General features: G+C 31.2%; 12 protein-coding genes. All 12 read right to left on the bottom strand.

The window, feature by feature from the left end:
• Positions 1–6 precede the first annotated feature (6 nt).
• The gene (locus tag MHL31_RS11210) at positions 7–720 is read right to left on the bottom strand and encodes a LytTR family DNA-binding domain-containing protein (protein WP_240226044.1); all 714 of its coding nucleotides are present in this window, start codon (positions 718–720) and stop codon (positions 7–9) included.
• Complete coding sequence (locus tag MHL31_RS11215) at positions 717–1,826, bottom strand: sensor histidine kinase (protein WP_240226045.1); 1,110 nt, start codon at positions 1,824–1,826, stop codon at positions 717–719. The genes MHL31_RS11210 and MHL31_RS11215 overlap by 4 nt, the downstream gene beginning before the upstream one ends.
• Before the next feature lie 147 nt (positions 1,827–1,973).
• Positions 1,974–3,434 (bottom strand): CotH kinase family protein, encoded by a 1,461-nt coding sequence (locus MHL31_RS11220; RefSeq protein WP_240226046.1) that lies wholly within the window; start codon positions 3,432–3,434, stop codon positions 1,974–1,976.
• A gap of 193 nt (positions 3,435–3,627) precedes the next feature.
• On the bottom strand, positions 3,628–4,047 hold the full coding sequence (locus tag MHL31_RS11225) for a hypothetical protein (RefSeq protein WP_240226047.1): 420 nt from the start codon (positions 4,045–4,047) through the stop codon (positions 3,628–3,630).
• A gap of 202 nt (positions 4,048–4,249) precedes the next feature.
• Positions 4,250–5,497 carry a DUF1566 domain-containing protein gene (locus MHL31_RS11230; protein ID WP_240226048.1) on the bottom strand — a complete coding sequence of 416 codons (1,248 nt, stop codon included), beginning with the start codon at positions 5,495–5,497 and terminating at the stop codon, positions 4,250–4,252.
• A gap of 20 nt (positions 5,498–5,517) precedes the next feature.
• Positions 5,518–5,922 carry a hypothetical protein gene (locus MHL31_RS11235; RefSeq protein WP_240226049.1) on the bottom strand — a complete coding sequence of 135 codons (405 nt, stop codon included), beginning with the start codon at positions 5,920–5,922 and terminating at the stop codon, positions 5,518–5,520.
• 199 nt (positions 5,923–6,121) lie between these two features.
• Positions 6,122–7,414 (bottom strand): DUF1566 domain-containing protein, encoded by a 1,293-nt coding sequence (locus tag MHL31_RS11240; RefSeq protein ID WP_240226050.1) that lies wholly within the window; start codon positions 7,412–7,414, stop codon positions 6,122–6,124.
• Between the two features lie 246 nt (positions 7,415–7,660).
• Positions 7,661–9,430 (bottom strand): FAD-binding protein, encoded by a 1,770-nt coding sequence (locus tag MHL31_RS11245; protein WP_240226051.1) that lies wholly within the window; start codon positions 9,428–9,430, stop codon positions 7,661–7,663.
• Positions 9,427–10,056 (bottom strand): ferric reductase-like transmembrane domain-containing protein, encoded by a 630-nt coding sequence (locus MHL31_RS11250; protein WP_240226052.1) that lies wholly within the window; start codon positions 10,054–10,056, stop codon positions 9,427–9,429. Before MHL31_RS11250 ends, MHL31_RS11245 begins: the two co-directional genes overlap by 4 nt.
• 2 nt (positions 10,057–10,058) lie before the next feature.
• Positions 10,059–10,274, bottom strand: a complete 216-nt coding sequence (locus MHL31_RS16335; RefSeq protein WP_240242658.1) for a ferredoxin family protein — start codon at positions 10,272–10,274, stop codon at positions 10,059–10,061.
• Positions 10,275–10,492: 218 nt separating this feature from the next.
• Positions 10,493–13,387: an endonuclease gene (locus MHL31_RS11265; RefSeq protein WP_305802692.1), complete on the bottom strand. Its 2,895-nt coding sequence runs from the start codon at positions 13,385–13,387 to the stop codon at positions 10,493–10,495.
• A 171-nt stretch (positions 13,388–13,558) separates the two neighbouring features.
• Positions 13,559–17,389, bottom strand: coding sequence for a reprolysin-like metallopeptidase (locus MHL31_RS11270; RefSeq protein WP_240226053.1), 3,831 nt, complete (start codon positions 17,387–17,389; stop codon positions 13,559–13,561).
• Positions 17,390–17,461 lie beyond the last annotated feature (72 nt).

The raw sequence follows: 17,461 nt of genomic DNA on the forward strand, positions 1-17,461 counted from the left end.
TTTTTTTTAAGATAAAAAATTCTTATTAACAAACTGCTGAAATTCTTCTTTATGTTGTTCACTTATAGGGATGTATGCCTTGTCAAAAACAATTCTGTTGCGTTCAATAGTTGTAATCATTTTTAAATTTACAATATACGATCGGTGTACACGCATAAAGCTATCACTAGGTAATTGTTGTTCTACAGCTTTCATACTTAACAAGGTCATAATTGGTTTTTCATTGGCTAAATGAATACGCACGTATTCTCGCATTCCTTCAATATATTTTATATCATTTAATTTTACACGTAAAATTTTATATTCAGATTTTATAAATAAAAAATCATCATTACTATTAATTTGCTCAGGTTTAGAGTTTTGTAGGTTAAACCAAGATTTTGCTTTATTCGAAGATTTTAAAAAGGTAGCATAATCAATTGGTTTTAATAAATAATCTAAAGCATCAACTTTAAAACCTTCCAAAGCATACTCACTGTAAGCAGTTGTAAAGATAATTTTAGGCGGATTTTCTAACGATTTTACAAAGTCCATTCCATTTAAATCCGGCATATTAATATCTACAAACATTAATTCTACACTATTTTTTTCAAGGTAGCTTAATGCTTCAATAGCACTTTCAAAACTCTGTTGAAGCTCTAAAAAAGGTGTTTTTTCAATGTAGCTTGTAATTTGTCTTAAAGCTAAAGGTTCATCATCTATTGCAATACAGTTTATCATAACGGAATTTTTAAGTTAACTTTATAGAGTTCTTTTGTTTCAGAAATTTTAAAATCGAAATTATTTTTAAATAATAAAGTCAATCTTTTTTTGGTGTTTTCTATCCCAATTCCTGAAGCTTCATCGTCTTTTTTAGGATGATTACTGTTCTCTATTTCAAACACTAATTTATCTTCAGTAAAGTGCATTAAAATATTTATAAAAGAAGGTTTGTTATAGCTAATTCCGTGTTTAAAAGCATTTTCTAATAATGAAGTAAATAACAGTGGAGGTATTAGTTTATCTGGAATTTCTGAAGGAATATTTACATTAATTTTTACTTTACTTGAAAAACGAAGTTTCATTAATTCAATATAACTTTCAATAAATTCAATTTCTTTTTTTATTGAAGTTGATTTTCCTTCAGAATCGTATAATAAATGACGCATTAAATTAGATAATTTAATAATCGATTTTTTAGATTCTTCGGTATCAATATCAACTAATGCATGTATATTGTTAAGTGTATTCATAAAAAAATGTGGACTAATTTGGTTTTTTAAAAAGGCCAATTGATTTTCTACACTTTCTTTTTGAATTTTAAATTTTTCTTGCTCTAAATTTGCCCAACGCATAGAGATCTGTAAACCAGCATTAAACCCAACTAATAGCACTGCTAAAATTAAAAAATTAGCAAATAACGGTATAGGTTTGGGGCTGTTGCTTAATCTTTGATCTGATGGAGGTGGAAAATTTCTTCCTTGATGCATAGGAGGAGGATTTCCCTTTTTAAACTCCATTGTTTGAGGTTTTATATTAGGAATATCATTGTTTTTATCAAAAGCATAAATTCCAGTTGCTATAATTAAAATAACGAATGAAGTAACAACAAAGTACAATAGTTTTTTACTCTTAAAAAAAAGCTTAGGAAGTAGTATAAACCTATTTATTAAAAACAAGCCTAATAAAGGTAAATAGTTTATCCAAACCATAAAAACTTGATCCCATTCTATTTGTTTTTCATAACGACCAAACAATAAAGGTGAAGCAAATAATAATGCCCAAAAGGCAATAATTATAAAAGGCTCAAAAGATGCAAAATTGTAATTTTTCTTTAAAAGTTTCATTTTTTATGGTGTACTTACTAGTTTTTTTAATAGAGAAGAGTTTCTAAAACAAGTTCAGTTTAACAATGTTAAGTTGTAAACAATCAAAAAAATATCTTTGTTTATGTTGTTTAAATAGTAAACACAAACAAAGATATTAAAACTAAACTAATTCAAATAATTATTTACAGCAGATGCTCTGCTTGCAGCATGTGCTTTTAATGTTGTAATTGCAGAATAAAAAGAATTGCTATTACTTAAAAATGAATATCCGTTTAACTCTGTAGTAGCATAAGGTTCAACTAAGCTTGAGTATGTGTCATAAACTTCTTGAATGTAACTTGTTTCAAAAGGTCCATTAATTGTTGCTTGCACATAGCTATCGTATTTAGCTCTATATACTTCATCATTATATAAATATTCAATTAAAGGCCAATCTCCACTTGAAAGGTCAGAAAAGTCTAGGTTTAAAGAACCGCCTAGTTTTCCTTCTTGTAAAGCTTCATTATTATCCCAAGGAATCCACGTTATTAAATTATTCTCTGGATTGTTGTATAAATAATAGTTGTGTTCCATTCTACCGTAAGTATCCCAGTTTTGAACAATGGTGTTAACGGCTAAATAATTTAAAAATGTATCTACATCGAAAACTGCTTCTAAATCTGTTCTCCAACTTTCGGCATCTGTAGTTCTTGTTGTTGCGTGTAAGGCTGAGAATACATTTTTAATATCTGTCCAGTCGGCATCATCTTCATTGGTTTTTTTCACAAAACCATCTTCATTAAAAGTACCTTCAGCAAAACTAGCTCCATAATCTTCAGGCTTGTATAAATTACCATCGTCACTAGAAAATTGTGTGTCAATTACAGTTCCATCAACCTCTTCAACCAAAGTATATAATCCAAAATATTCTGGTCCATCTCCGTGATCTACATAAAGTGTATAAAATGATGTATTTGATACTGCTAATCCAGCATTTTTAAATACTTCAGCAGTTACTTTTTCTCTTAAGAAAGAACTGTCATCATAATTATTTTTTAGACTAAATTTTTTGAAACCATAAAAACGTTGGTTTTTTATTTGAGGGTAATCATCTTCAAATTCGTCAAAATCCATTTTAAAAGCTAGCTTTAAAATACCTGCTTGCCAAGCACTTTGTAAACTAGAATTTCCTTTAAAACGCAAACCTACTTTGTACCATTCTTTACCGTTGTAATACACAGAACCTGGAACAAAAACAGGGTCTTCATCTGAAAAAGTTGAAGTTGTTGTTCCTCCACCAGGAAGGTTTCCACCTGGGCCAGAGTTACTACCTCCAAAATTTCCATATAAATCGGTCATATTATTTAGCATTGCTTCCCAATTGTCTTCAGAAATAACAAAATCAAACCTTTTTACTTCGGTATCACTAAAAACTTCATCAAAATTTGGATCTGCATTTTTACTATGTGTTTCTTCTGTCCAGTCGGTAGGTTCAAAATCTAAATCTGTAATTTGTACTTCTGTATTTGTACCTTCTCCAATTTCTGTTTCTATATCTGCAACTGTATTCGCATCATCTGTACAACTAACTAAAAAGTAAGTAGACAATACTAAAAGGCTTGTTTTTATTAAAAATGTTGTTTTCATTTTACGCTTGTTTATTGTTATTATTAATTTAGAGCGAAATTCTATTTTTTAGATATAATTTTAAAAAAGAATCAATGAACTGGCGTTTTTTATCTACGAAAACATAAATAAGCATTAAAAAAAAACTCCAATAATTAAAATATAATTATTGGAGCCTTAACTTAACCTAAACATTTATTAATTCAAACTTACTTTATGATCTTCTTTTTTTAGTATTCTTTTTTAGATAAGCTGTGTACAGTTTTTGTTGATCTTCTGTTAAAACAGCTTTAACGTTATCTTCAAAATCTTCTTTTAGTGCTTGCATTTCATCTCTATCTGGTCTTCCAGAGCTTGATTTACTTTCAATTTCTTCAAAGTATTCTTTATACAACACTAGAATTTTCGATTGTTGATCTTCTGATAATAGAATTTCGTTTGATAATTCACTTACCATTTCTTCAATTTGTTCTGTAGTTGGAGCTGCTGGACGTGCTTGTTGTGTTTGTTGTCCTCCACGTTGACCACCTCTTTCGCCACCTCTTTGGCCACCTCTTTGTTGTGCAAAGGCAGATGTTGAAACTATTAGGGCAATAATTAAAACTTTCCAAACTTTTCTTTTACTTATATTCATAATTAATTTTTTAAATTATAATTCTATTCTTATTAATCTTACTTCAAATTAACAACAACTTATTATTGTTAAAAAATAAAATCAATGAATAGGCTAATTTCATCTACCAAATAGATGATTTATTTGTTTGAAAAAATAAAGTCTCGTTATTTATACTAAAAATAACGAGACTAAACCTAAAACAAACAATTATAAACCAAACTTAATTTATATCTCTAACCAATCTTACATAATTAAAATAACGTTCAGCATCTTCTCCAGCAGGACCATCTTCATCTTTAGTGTCAAATCGAACTCCTCCAGCACCATGAAAATCTTCACCATCAGCATTTACAGCTCTACCAAATGCAACATACCAAGCATAATAATAAGGTTGTCCGCTTGTAAAGTTAGCTGACGTACTTGTCCAATAATAACCATAATCATCATATCCAGCTTCACTTGTCATTTCTGTACAATTAAATATTGGATCTATTGCAGGTCCAACATTTGCTGGATCAGTTGCAGTTGGAGAACGTGAGTAATCTACAATACCTTGTAGTTCTTTAACATTAGGTAAACGCCAGTCTGTATAACCTGCTAATTCAGAATTTTCGGCATACGCTAATGCGTCTTCCCAATCCAATACTACACCATCATCATCTTTAGCCCACATTAAGCCCGTATTATTATCTGAAATAGTATTATTTCCATTATCTACAAAATTATTAGTACCATAAGTATCTCCTCTTACTGCGCGTACATATTTTGCTAAAGGATTACCAGTTGGAATACCACTTCCGTCAGCTGGAGGAGGAGTTCCAGTATCAGGAGGAGTTCCAGCATCTATACCTCCATCTGCTGGCATTGAAGCTGCGTAGGCTTTAATATGTCCGGTTACAATATTAACACCAAAGGCAGCGTTTGATCCACCTTCAACGGTAACACCAACATATAAATTACTGGACCAAAATTGTTCATCTTTAGAGATTTCTCCACTTGCTAATGCAAAATAATCAGTATCTATATATGGCCAGCCCTTGCCAAAATCGGCAACTGAATAGAGTTCTTTTAAGCTTGGCAATCTCCAATCATCATAACCTCCTAATTCAAGATTTTCGCAATATTCTTTAGCTTCTTCCCAAGTAAACTCATCAGTTGTAGGTATTTGTTCCCACATTAAGCCTGTATTATTATCTGTTATAGTTCCATCGTTATTATCTTTAAAAGACATAGTTGCCCCTTTTTGGTAATTAGCATCTTGTCCATAAAAGCGATCTCCAGTATTTAAACTACTTAATACTTCACCATCATTATTGTATAATGTTGTTTGTCCTGTAGCAATTTGGATGTAATTATTTATGGTTAATTCTGAAGTAGAATCTGTGTCAGTACCCGTAATTTCATCTTCGCTACAACTTGTGAATGAAATAAACAAAAATACAAGCGCTAGTAAACTAAATTTTTTCATTGTTGTTTTCATTATAATAATTAATTTCTTTCCGGTCTTCTTCTTTTATTATTCTTTATTAGATAAGCTGTATACAATTTTTGTTGATCCTTTGTTAAAACAGTCTTTACATCAGTTTCAAAATCATCTTTTAAAGCTTCCATATCTTCTCTTTTTGGCATACCAGAACTCGTTTTACTTTTCACCTCTTTAAAGTGTGCTTTGTAAAGTGCTAGTATTTCTGTTTCTTGTTCTCCTGATAATAAAATCTCTTTTGATAATTCACTAACCATTGTTTTAATTTCCTTAGAATTTGGCACTTCTGGTGGACCTTGTTGATTACCTCCTTGACCATTTTCTGGACCTCTTTGTTGTGCAAAAGTTGTTGTTGTAATTACCAATGCTAAAACAACTATAGCCCAAATTTTATTCGTTTTTAATTTCATAATTTAAAGTTTTTTATTTTTAATGATCTCTAATTCTTTATTCAAAGTAACGCAAGTTTTAGCGTGTGAAGAACTAAAATCAATGAACTGGCATATTTTATCAATGAATAAAATTTTATAGTTAAAATATGATTAAAAAAAGCTTGTTATTTCCATAGAAAACAACAAGCCTTTAACAATATTAACCAAATAATTGTTACTAATTTATATCTCTAACCAAACGTACATAATTCAATATTCTAATGGCATCTCCTTGTGGGCCATGTCCATCTGAAAATTCACTTGGATCACCATCTTTTGGATCGCTTCGTTGAGCTCCTGCTCCATGAACATCAGTCCAAATATCGGTTCCCATATTACCCATACAACGACCAAATGCTAAATAAACTCCCCATCCACCTTCCATGTCATCAGACTCAGCTTCGTGGGTTGTACTACTCCAATACCAAGGATAATCATCTTCACCAGCTTCATTCTCAATTACTGTGCAATTAAACACATCATCAATAGTTGCGGAATTCGTTGTTGCTGGAGATTTTGTATAATCTACAATTCCTTGTAATTCTTTTGCGTCAGGTAAACGCCAATCACTATAACCGCCAAATTCAAAGTTCTCTGCGTAACTTAAGGCATCTTTCCAAATCATACTTGTAGCACTATCATCTTGCATCCACATTAAACCTGTTGCATTATCAGATATGGTACCATCGCCATTGTCGGTATATTCATTAATTCCATAAGTTTCACGACCACGAACCAATAAATAATTAAACATTTTGTCTCCATTCATTTCGGTTCCGTATCCTTTAATACGTCCATCAGCTAGATTAACTCCAAAAACAGTTTCATCAACTTCATCACTTACATAAATAGCTGTAGTTGCACATTGTACATCAATTAAACGTTCCATGGCTTTAGTATCACCATAATCAAATTCAAAGTAATCTGTATTTATAAAAGGAATTAAACCTGTTGTATCATCCCCTTGAACAGAACTTATATCACGACCATTAAACATCATAAGGGAATACATTTCTTTAATTGTAGGCACACGCCAATCGGTATAACCTCCAGTAGAAGCAGTATTTACAACCTCAAGAATATCGTTATATGATAATTTATCATCGGCATTAATACTACCGTCTCCATTGTGATCGAAAGATTGTTCCCACATTAAGCCTGTAACCATATCGGTTACTGTACCATCTCCATTATCTTCGTAGCTTGGTGTTGTTCCAGGGTAATTTGCATTTTGCCCATAAAAGTCATCACCTACAAATTGTGTAGTGGTTTCAGTTGTATTATTAAAAAATTTTGATTGATTAGTACCAACAATAGGAAATCCTGAAATATCAGGTAAATTTTCTGAAGTTTCTTCTGTCCCGTCGGTTGTATAAGTTATTGCATCGTCATCTTCACAAGCTATTATTGTAAAAGCCATGCATACACTAAAACATAGTAAGCTTAATTTTTCAAGTGTCATTGTTTTCATATTTATTAAATTTAGGGTGACTTATTTTTTTATTATGAAGCAAAGAAAGAGTGGATAGTCTTAAATAAAAATTTGAATCAACGTATTGGAGGTTTTTGTCTACCAAAGGTGTTTATTTAATAATGGATATTTTTAATCATCAAATTAGTAAGGAAAACTTCTAATAAAAAAAGAAAGAATCGACTAATAATGTTGTCGATTCTTTCTAAGAAAATGAAAAAAGGGCTATTCTTAATTTTTTTAAACTTATACTGGCCAAGTATTAAAAGGTTGCTTTTCAAACTGCATAGTGCCATCTTCACCCTTAAATATATTTAGCCAAACTTGCCAGTTTTTAGTATCCATTTCTGGGTAATCTAATCGGTAATGACTACATCTACTTTCTGTTCGCATAATAGATGCTTTCAGTTTCATTTCAGCACTAATAATCATATTTTTTGTTTCATGTGCTAAACGTAACTCGTGCATATTGGAAGCCCTTAACATGGGTATATGATGATCTCTTAATTCTTCTACATAAGCTAAAGCAGCTTTTAATAAATTCTCTTTTTTTATGTAAATAATAAAATTAGGAATCATAATACCTTGTAAAGTTTGTGTTACCCAAGCAGGACTATAACCTGCTTCAAGTTTTAAAGGTGTTAATATTCCTTCTTCAATTTCTTTTAATTTTGAAGCTGATATATTAACAGATTTTATGTTTTTAGAGTATTTAGCGGCCGCTTCACCTGCAACACCTCCTTGTACAGCCGAACCAGCTAAGGATGATCCAATTTGAGTATAAATTGCACCAGCCATATAGGAGCCTAATGCATCTCCAGCAGCATATAGTCCTGGGATAGTAGATTCACATTGATCGTTTATTGGTACTAATCCTTCAGATTTATGTATTGCCATTCCTGCAGAAGAGCCACCAACTATACTTCCTCCCATTCCTGGAGGTGCTCCTTCTCCTTTACCTCCTTTTGGTGGGCCTCCTTTTCCACGTTTTGGTGGTCTTCCACCTTCTTTTCTTCCTGGTGGAGTATCATTTTGACGCGTAAATTCTTCTGGTGTATAAGGGCCTCCACTAACATCGGTTTGTTCTCCTGATCCTGGAGGTCCCATTTTTAAAGGACTTCCATTTTTATAAGCTACATAATTCATATCTACACCTAAATCGTGACGAATTTCTACACCTGTTGTACTTGGTTTTTGTTCAAACATATCTCCCCAACCATCGTAACAAGCTGCTGCATTTTCTGATTTTCCTGGATGACCATCATTCCATTCTTTACCTGTAACTTTTGCCCCAATATTATAGGCCATTATTGTGCCGTCGTGGGTAAGGTCGCAAATTGGAAAACCGTTTGGTTTAAAACCTCCAGCGCCAGTACATAAAATAACACTTTTTGCTTCATAAAACACTATTTTTTGTGTGTCTATACTAAAACCTGCAGCACCAACAACCTTAGCGTTTTCTTTTATTAAATGTGTAATAGTAATACGTTCTTGTACTGGTATATTTCTTTCTTCAATAGGTTTGCTAAAGCTTTTATTATACAATGATGAATCAAAAAATCCCCACTCTTTTAATTCATTTACGCGAGTCAAAGAATGCTGAGCCATTTGCTTGGTGTAAGCATTATTATTTGTTCCTAAAGCTGAACGAGAAACTTTTGCAACAAATTCATCTAAACTTAGGTTTTCTTTTTCTGGATCAAAGGCAAAAATACCTTTAGCAAAAGGAGTTTGACCAGAGGCACCTAATCTTCCTTTAGAAACCATTATTACTTTTGCACCAGCATCATGTGCTTTTACTGCTGCAAATAAACCTGCCATTCCACTTCCTATTACCAATACATCGGTTTTAATTTTATCTGTATTTAAAGAATCAACATCAATTTCAGGATTATTTAAAGCCCAGTCTACTGGCATTCCTATTGCCGACATTGCAGCTAAACTTGCAGCAGCTCCACCCGCTAAGCTTATAAATTTTCGTCTAGACATTTCCTGTTTTTTGTTTGGCTTTTTCATTTTTTTGAAGTTTTAAATAAATAAGTTTTTAGCAAATAGTATGTTCCGCTTACCACCATTAATACATAATAAATTGCGAATGAAGTATTGCTATGGCGTCCCATATTTACTACATGCCAAGTAGCAGTTATTACAAATAACAAGGTTAAATAGCCATGTAAATTTCTCCATGTTCTATATTTTAAATACAATTTAAATCTGAAAAATGAAGTAACTAAAATTATAAGCATGGAAGAGTAGGCGATTAAACCAAGTATAATTCCTAAACTACTAAAGGTTGTAATTAATTTTAAAAAAGCATCTGTAGGTGTAACTCCATTGTCGAAAAACTTTGGAACAATAATAAAAAACGGATGTAATAATAAAATTGAAATAAATAAATAACCAATAAATTTATGAATTTTTAAAACATTAACCATTCTAATACTTTTAACTAAATCTTTATTGATTCTTGTTAAAAAAAACTGAGATAAAAGCAAGGTAAACCCTAAAATGGTTATTAGTGAAAGTGCTTCCATAAGGTAACCTCTCTTTGGAAAATTACCTAAATTGTATAAAATAATTGGTGTAATAATAAAAGCAACAACCAATAGTATTATTTTTTTTATATAATTTTTATTTTTCATAACTAACCCCATGATACAATTACTGGTATAGATTTATCTGGTGTGATTGTAATAGCGTCAACAGGACAATACATACGACAGAGGTGACATATTTGACAATCTTCCGGATATAAAATTTCGGCTTTTTTTGAATCAGGATTTAACCTAATTACATCTGTAGGACAGCTTTTAATGCATTCCTCGCAACCAATACATCCATTAATACTTTTAATTGGCATAATTCTTTTTTTATAAAATTAAACTCTAATTTAAAGACAAGGTAAAAATTATTGTATTCTACGTAAATAAGAATCAATTAGTCCTAGATATTTATCAATGAATTGGTTATATCATTCAATGAATTATTTAAAAAATTCAGAATATAAATAGCTAAATATTATAGCATAAAAAAAGACGCTAATTAAAGCGTCTTTTTAAAAATCTATTTTTAAAACGATTATTCTTTTATAATTTTAAGTAAAACAGGACTATCTAAATATACTTTGGCAAAGTATAAACCAACAGTATTGTTGGATAGGTTTAATTGAACTTTACCATTTACTACCTCGTAATTTTTTGTAGATATTAGTTGAGATTGTGTATTATAAATTTCAATTTTCATAGTGCTTTGTGAAACAGGAACAGCAATTTCAAAGGTACCTTTTGTTGGATTAGGATATGCTGTTATACTTTCAACTAAATTCATGTTTTTAGAAAACACACCTTCACAGGTTACACTACTTTTAATCTGAATACTATCTCCATATTTAGCATTTATAGTAAATGAGGAGTCTAATGTTTGTAAAATTAAAGTGTCATTTACAAATACATTAAAAGGAGCTGTTCCTTCTGAAATATTTATTGAAACTTTACCAGAACTAACGCTTGCTTTACCAGATATTATTGTTCCTTCTTCTATAACAACATCAAAACATTGTTCATAATCTTCACCTGCTACTTCAATACAAATTGTATAATTTCCAGGCTCTAAATCTTTATTTTGTAAAGTAGCGGCAGTACCATTTAATGTAACGTTATATGTATAATCTTCTTGGGCAGTTATTAAAATTTGACCGTTGTTTTTATCAGGGCACGTTTCACTAATAGTTTGAATGCTAAAGTTATTTGCTGGCAATGTAAAACAACCAGAAGTATTAACACTTGAACCAGGTGTTGAATTTTCACATAAATCAATATTATTCATAACACCATCTCCGTCATCGTCTAATTGACTGTCTGAACAACCGTTTTCATCAACAGTTTCTCCAGCAGGAGTATCTGGACAGGTATCTATATTGTTCATAACACCATCATTATCATCATCTAATTGACTGTCTGAACAGCCATTTTCATCAACAGTTTCACCTTCAGGAGTATTTGGACAAGTATCTACATTATTTACAACACCATCTCCGTCATCATCTAATTGACTGTCTGAACAACCGTTTTCATCAACAGTTTCTCCAGCAGGAGTATCTGGACAGGTATCTATATTGTTCATAACACCGTCAATATCATCATCTAATTGACTGTCTGAACATCCATTTTCATCAACAGATTCACCTTCAGGAGTATTTGGACAAATATCAATACTATTTTCTACACCATCTTCATCATCATCTAATTGGCCATTTGAGCAACCATTTTCATCAACAGGTTCACCAGCAGGCGTATTTGGACATAAATCATCTTCATTTAAAACACCATCTTCATCAATATCATCACTAATTTCAGCAGTAATTTCAAAACTATCAACAGTCCATCTTGTTGGACTTCCATTAGAATAGTATTTAAATGCTATATAAACAGTTCCAGTAATTGAACTAATATCTACATTTGAAAACGAATAAACCTCTTCTGTTGAACCTCCATTTGAATGTGTAGGAATGTTAATATTAGGCATTGCAGTCCATGTAAAATCACTAGGATTACTTGATCCATCGTAATTTGAAGAATAAACCAATTCTAAAGTTGAACTTCCATAAGCGGCATCGGTGTAAAAACTTAATTTTTCAGCTGTACTTTCGTCAAAATTTATTGGAGAAGTTGTAATTAACCAATCTTTGCTCGTTACATCTTCGTTAAATCCATTCATACCATAAGATCCAGAATTATTTTCTCCAAAAACAGTACTGCATTCCCAATTTTTGTTACTTTCTTCATTATATGCAACAAATTGAACATTTGCACAATTTTCAAAATCTTCATTTATTAAATAATATGGCCCTTCTAAAGTTGTAAAACTAACTTCTCCTTCACCGGATAAATTAGATGCTACATCTCTAGCTTTTATAGTTACTGTATAATTAGTTGAAGCATTTAATCCTGAAATTATTGTTGAATTTGTAGTTGAATTTTCAGATTGTAAGTACTCTCCATTTAAATAAATTAAATAATCATATATCGCAACATTATCTGTTGAAGCATCCCAAGTAATTACAGTGCTTTCGTTGGTAGTATTAGATGTTATTAAATTTGAAGGTGAAGTTGGAGCTTCGTTATCAGAAGTATTATCAGACCACCATTTGTCTTCAGCTTGCAAACCTCCCCAAATTAAGGTTGCTAAATATGGATTGTCTATAAATGGATTTCTATTACCTTGTATGCCGGCTAAAACCTCGTTTCTATTAGCTTCAAAATCAGATACAGGATCTTCTACATTCCATTTTAAAAATAAGTCAACCATATTTTCATCAACCGTTAATGTAGTTCCAAAACCAACATTAATAGGTAAACAATTTGTTTGAGAAATTTGATTTCCAGCGCCATGGTATCTGGTGTACATATACATTACAATTCTAGCAATATCTCCTTTCCACTCATCTCCAGGATACCAACCTCCATTACTAGAAACTGTACCAGAATTACCAGATCCATCTGTAAATTTTCTATTACTCCTATCTGAATTTCTTTCTGAATCTGCAGGTCGTAAATTGTGTACATCAGTTCCAGGACCAGGTTCATCAGTTCCTAAACCTGGGTTTGCTAAAGATTTTGCAAATACGTGTTCTCTGTTCCATCTTTCAGGGTCACCACCTCCAGTATCTTTTAAATCTTTATCTCTAGATCTATCTGTATTAGGAATTCCATCGGTATCGTTATATCCATAAATTAACAATACATTATCTGCATTATCTGGATCTTCATCAGCACGTCTACAAGCCTCCCAAACATCTATAGAAGGTCCTGTATATGGAATAGCTGAATGTGTACTTTCTAATTTTTCAGAAAGCTCTAAAAATAGTTCGTTACCAGTTTTTTCTAAATCTAAATCAAGATAATAACTTTGAATTTGCCCATAAAAAGGGATAATTGTTATAAATAGCAGTATTGAGAGTGTAGTTTTTTTCAAGATATGTAGTTTTTAGTACTTATTCAATAATAAATAGTGTTACAAATTTATTATTAATTTTTGATTTTTAGTGTTAATCTTAATTCTTATAACATTAAGTTAATTTAAATAAAAACACCTTCAAACAAGTTGAAGGTGTATATTTTAATATTAATAACGTTTTAAAGGCTCTTATTCTTTAATAATTTTAAGAACTATAGGCTCTTCTAAATAAACTTTTGCAAAGTATAATCCTGTAGCATTATTAGCTAAATTTAATTGAACCTTATTATTAGTTACCGTATAATTTTGTACAGAAATTAATTGTGACTGTATATTGTACACTTCAATTTTTACAGTGTTTACAGAAACTGGTAACGCAATTTCTAAATTTCCTTTTGTAGGATTTGGGTATGCAATAATTTCATCGAACAAATTAATTGTTTTTGCAAAAACACCTTCACAAGAAACACTAGATTTTATTTCAACTTTATCTCCGTGGTTTACATTAATTGTAAAAATTGGAGCAGCAGTTTCTAAAGTTATTTTATTGTTTACATAAACTATAAATGGACCAGTACCTTGTTCTATTTCTATAGCAGCTTTTCCAGAATCGATAGCTACTTTTCCAGAAATTGTAGTTCCTTCATCTATAACCACATCATAACACTGTTTATAATTTTCATCTTCTTCAACACCAATACAAATAGTATAATTTCCAGGAGGTAAATCCGTATTTTGTAACGCAGCTGCAACTCCATTTAATGTTACATTGTATGTATATGTTTCTTTAGCTGAAATTAAAATTTGACCATTATCTTTGTTTGGACAAGTTTCACTAATAGTTTCTATTGTAAAATTATCTGCTGGTAAAGAGAATATTGGGCATCCTGAACTATCTACAGTACTTCCTAAAGGAGTTTCAGGGCAAATATCATCTTCATTAAAAACACCATCTTTATCATCATCGTTACTATTTACAGCCACCCCACAAATTTCTATGCTCCAACTATTAATAGAACCTGTATCTTCTGGCCCGGCATCAATAGCTTGCAATATCCAATCTCCATAAGATTCTTCTTCATTAAAAGCGGCTAAATTACCTTGAGGTTTAAAAGTTCCTGTAAAAGGAGGGGTTCCAGAAGTTATGGATACTTCAGCACTATCATCAAAATTTGTATTTGTATAATTTAGCCCCTCATTTCCATTGTTTGCAGATAATAATACTTTTGTGCCTGTTGGGCTAATTAAATATAAAGATAAATCTCCAACCCACTCGTGAGGAGCAGTTACTGTAACATTTACATCTGTAATAATTTTATTGGTTGTTATACTTATATTTGAATTTGCTCCTGTGGTATTATTATCAGGTATATTTATTGGTTTATTTATTGAAGTATATGAATCGCAAACAACATTTGCTGTTGTAAAGCTGTAGTAATTTGAAAAAGCACTTTCACTACAGTTATTAGTTCCTTTTATTCTCCAATAATAAGTGGTGTTAAATTCTAAAGATTGAGGTTCGAAATATGAGGAATTTAAGGTTGCAGTTTCTAAAACAGTTTCAAATAATGCATCTGATGCTATTTCGATAATATAATTTTTAATATTTTCATCTTCGTTCCAGCTTAAATTATAAGGTGCTAATAATCCGCTACTTTCATTTTCTGGAAAACTTAATATTGGAGTATTTATTTGAGATGAAAATATATTTAATTCAATAGCTGTGTTCTTAGTTGTTGAAGTAGAAGTACCTGTTACAGTTATATTGTAAAAACCAACATTATCGTTATCTATTCCTGTTATCGTCATTTCAACAGCAGTATTATTTGCAGTTGCAGTTGTAGGGTTAAAACTTACTGAGGTACCATCAGGCAGGCCTGTTGCAGAAAATGTAGTTTCTTCATTAAAATCTAAAAACGTATTGTAGGTCATGTTGTAAACAACATTATCTGGAGCACAAGCATCTAAATTAAAGTTTTCAAAATTCATAATAAATTCTGAAGATTGTACTGAAATATTTGCAGTGTTTACGTTAAAAAAGATATTACCAACACTTTCAATTTTAATTCTTCCGGTTGTTGTTGTAATATTAGGGCTTACAATAGTATGTGTACCATTATTTAGCACATTAGAAGCTAAGGTAATAGGATATGTTAATCCCCCATCTTCAGAAAATAAAATATTTACATGAGAGCAATTTATAGGTGAACTATCGGTATTAGCAACATCCCAGTTAATTATTTGTGCTGTACCTGCATCCCAACTTTCTTGGGTAGTCTGTGTTGTTAATTTAAAAGCTTCTGCTTTATCTGAAAATGTTATTTCTGTTATATCACTGGCGGTTTGCCCTCCGTTTTCGTTATTATCTCTAACAGTAACCGCAAACGTCATTGTTCGTGAAACAGAAGGTAAAACCTCCCATTGATTAGATGTATTACCACCTAAAATAGTTGACATATTAGGAAATGTTCTTTCGGGGTTTTCATTTGGTTCTAGAGATCTAAATGCCGGACCTCCAGTTGCAGTAGAAACAAGGGGATGTGTTGCGGATTCAGTATCTATTTGTTCCCAAGTATATGTTAAAAGATCATTATCTGCATCTGAAGCAGTTGCGGATAAAACAAAAGGTGTAGAAACAGGGATTGTATAATTTTGAAGGCTTTCAATTACCGGAGTGTTATTATTGGTATTAGAAATTTCAGCACAAGCACTACTATTTCCTTCAGTAATATTTGCCCACATTTCTTGAATACTTACATAGTGAAAATAAGCATCACTTGCATTTTGAATATTTTGAGGAGAGCATAAACCAGCGTATGCCATAATAGTTGAGCCACTTCCTGGTTCAACAGCAGTACCTTGATTAATGTTACCATTACAATTTCCAGAACTTGTATTAAATGTATGATGCGCCCCAAATTGATGTCCCATTTCATGTGCAACATAATCAATATCATAAGTATCTCCAATAGGATTGTTAGAACCTGTAATTCCACTGGCTTTTCCATTAGAGGTACAAGGTGAATTTAATTGAGCTAAACCTCCACCTCCAGTACTAAAAGTATGTCCAATATCATAATTATCGGTTCCAATGGTGCTGTTTATTATTGATTGACTTTGATCAATTAATTCTTCAGAATCATCGTTTGTAAAACCATCTGTTGTTGCATCTAAAAAAATAATGTCTGTATTGTTATCAACTAAAACCATTGTTAAAGCCACATCTCTTTCAAAAATACCATTAACACGTGTCATAGTTGTTGCTATAGCAGATAATACGGCAACCTTTTTAACAGAATCGGTTTCGGTTTCAGCAATTCCTTGTTGTGATAAATGAAATTGAGCATATTCACCAGTTGTAGCAATGGCTAATCTGTAGGTTCTTAATTTTCCATCATTTGCATTTTCTGCTTTTGATGATGTATTTGAAGTTGTTTTAGTTCTATGCTTAATTTCAGTATTATAATCATCGAATTTACAAACAAACTCCTCTTCTGGTTCAGGCGTATCAGTTTTTTTATATACTAAATACGATGTTTTATTTTTGGTATAAGGATCTATAAATGTTGATTCTCCAGAATTTATTAATGTCATAGCATTTAAACCAGCAGCTGTAACACTAAATCGTATAGTTGTCCCCGGATTTTTAACACTTTTTCCGATGTAAGATTTAATTGTTGGGTATTTTTTTTGAAGTTTATCAGATAAAATAGGTGTTTCAAAAATCTCATAATTTTCTAATTCACCATTGCCATTTGGAAAATTTAAAGTAACACTAGAGTTTTTTAAATCTTCTTTTCTTTTTGGAGCATTTTTTAACTTGTTTTTCAAAGTTTCTAAATCTAAATCGTACAGTGTATATGCTTTAGGTATAGATTTTCTTGCTAATTTTGAAGCTGAACCTTTTTCTGAAATAGATTTTTTAGACCAAAGATTATCCGATTTTTGAGCAGAAGCAGAAAAATATTGAGTGGTAACAATTATAATTATTAATAAAAATCTAATATTTAAATACCTCATGCGTTTATTTTTTGTGTATAAGAAACTTACAAATATATATTATAATATGTTGAACACAATTATAATGTCTTT

This window comes from Lutibacter sp. A80, assembly GCF_022429645.1.
Taxonomy (GTDB): domain Bacteria; phylum Bacteroidota; class Bacteroidia; order Flavobacteriales; family Flavobacteriaceae; genus Lutibacter.

Bases quoted from the DNA above. Each gene is read 5' to 3' on its own strand.
- MHL31_RS11210 (WP_240226044.1), bottom strand. From the start codon at position 720: ATGATAAACTGTATTGCAATAGATGATGAACCTTTAGCTTTAAGACAA.
- MHL31_RS11215 (WP_240226045.1), bottom strand. From the start codon at position 1,826: ATGAAACTTTTAAAGAAAAATTACAATTTTGCATCTTTTGAGCCTTTT.
- MHL31_RS11220 (WP_240226046.1), bottom strand. From the start codon at position 3,434: ATGAAAACAACATTTTTAATAAAAACAAGCCTTTTAGTATTGTCTACT.
- MHL31_RS11225 (WP_240226047.1), bottom strand. From the start codon at position 4,047: ATGAATATAAGTAAAAGAAAAGTTTGGAAAGTTTTAATTATTGCCCTA.
- MHL31_RS11230 (WP_240226048.1), bottom strand. From the start codon at position 5,497: ATGAAAAAATTTAGTTTACTAGCGCTTGTATTTTTGTTTATTTCATTC.
- MHL31_RS11235 (WP_240226049.1), bottom strand. From the start codon at position 5,922: ATGAAATTAAAAACGAATAAAATTTGGGCTATAGTTGTTTTAGCATTG.
- MHL31_RS11240 (WP_240226050.1), bottom strand. From the start codon at position 7,414: ATGAAAACAATGACACTTGAAAAATTAAGCTTACTATGTTTTAGTGTA.
- MHL31_RS11245 (WP_240226051.1), bottom strand. From the start codon at position 9,430: ATGAAAAAGCCAAACAAAAAACAGGAAATGTCTAGACGAAAATTTATA.
- MHL31_RS11250 (WP_240226052.1), bottom strand. From the start codon at position 10,056: ATGAAAAATAAAAATTATATAAAAAAAATAATACTATTGGTTGTTGCT.
- MHL31_RS16335 (WP_240242658.1), bottom strand. From the start codon at position 10,274: ATGCCAATTAAAAGTATTAATGGATGTATTGGTTGCGAGGAATGCATT.
- MHL31_RS11270 (WP_240226053.1), bottom strand. From the start codon at position 17,389: ATGAGGTATTTAAATATTAGATTTTTATTAATAATTATAATTGTTACC.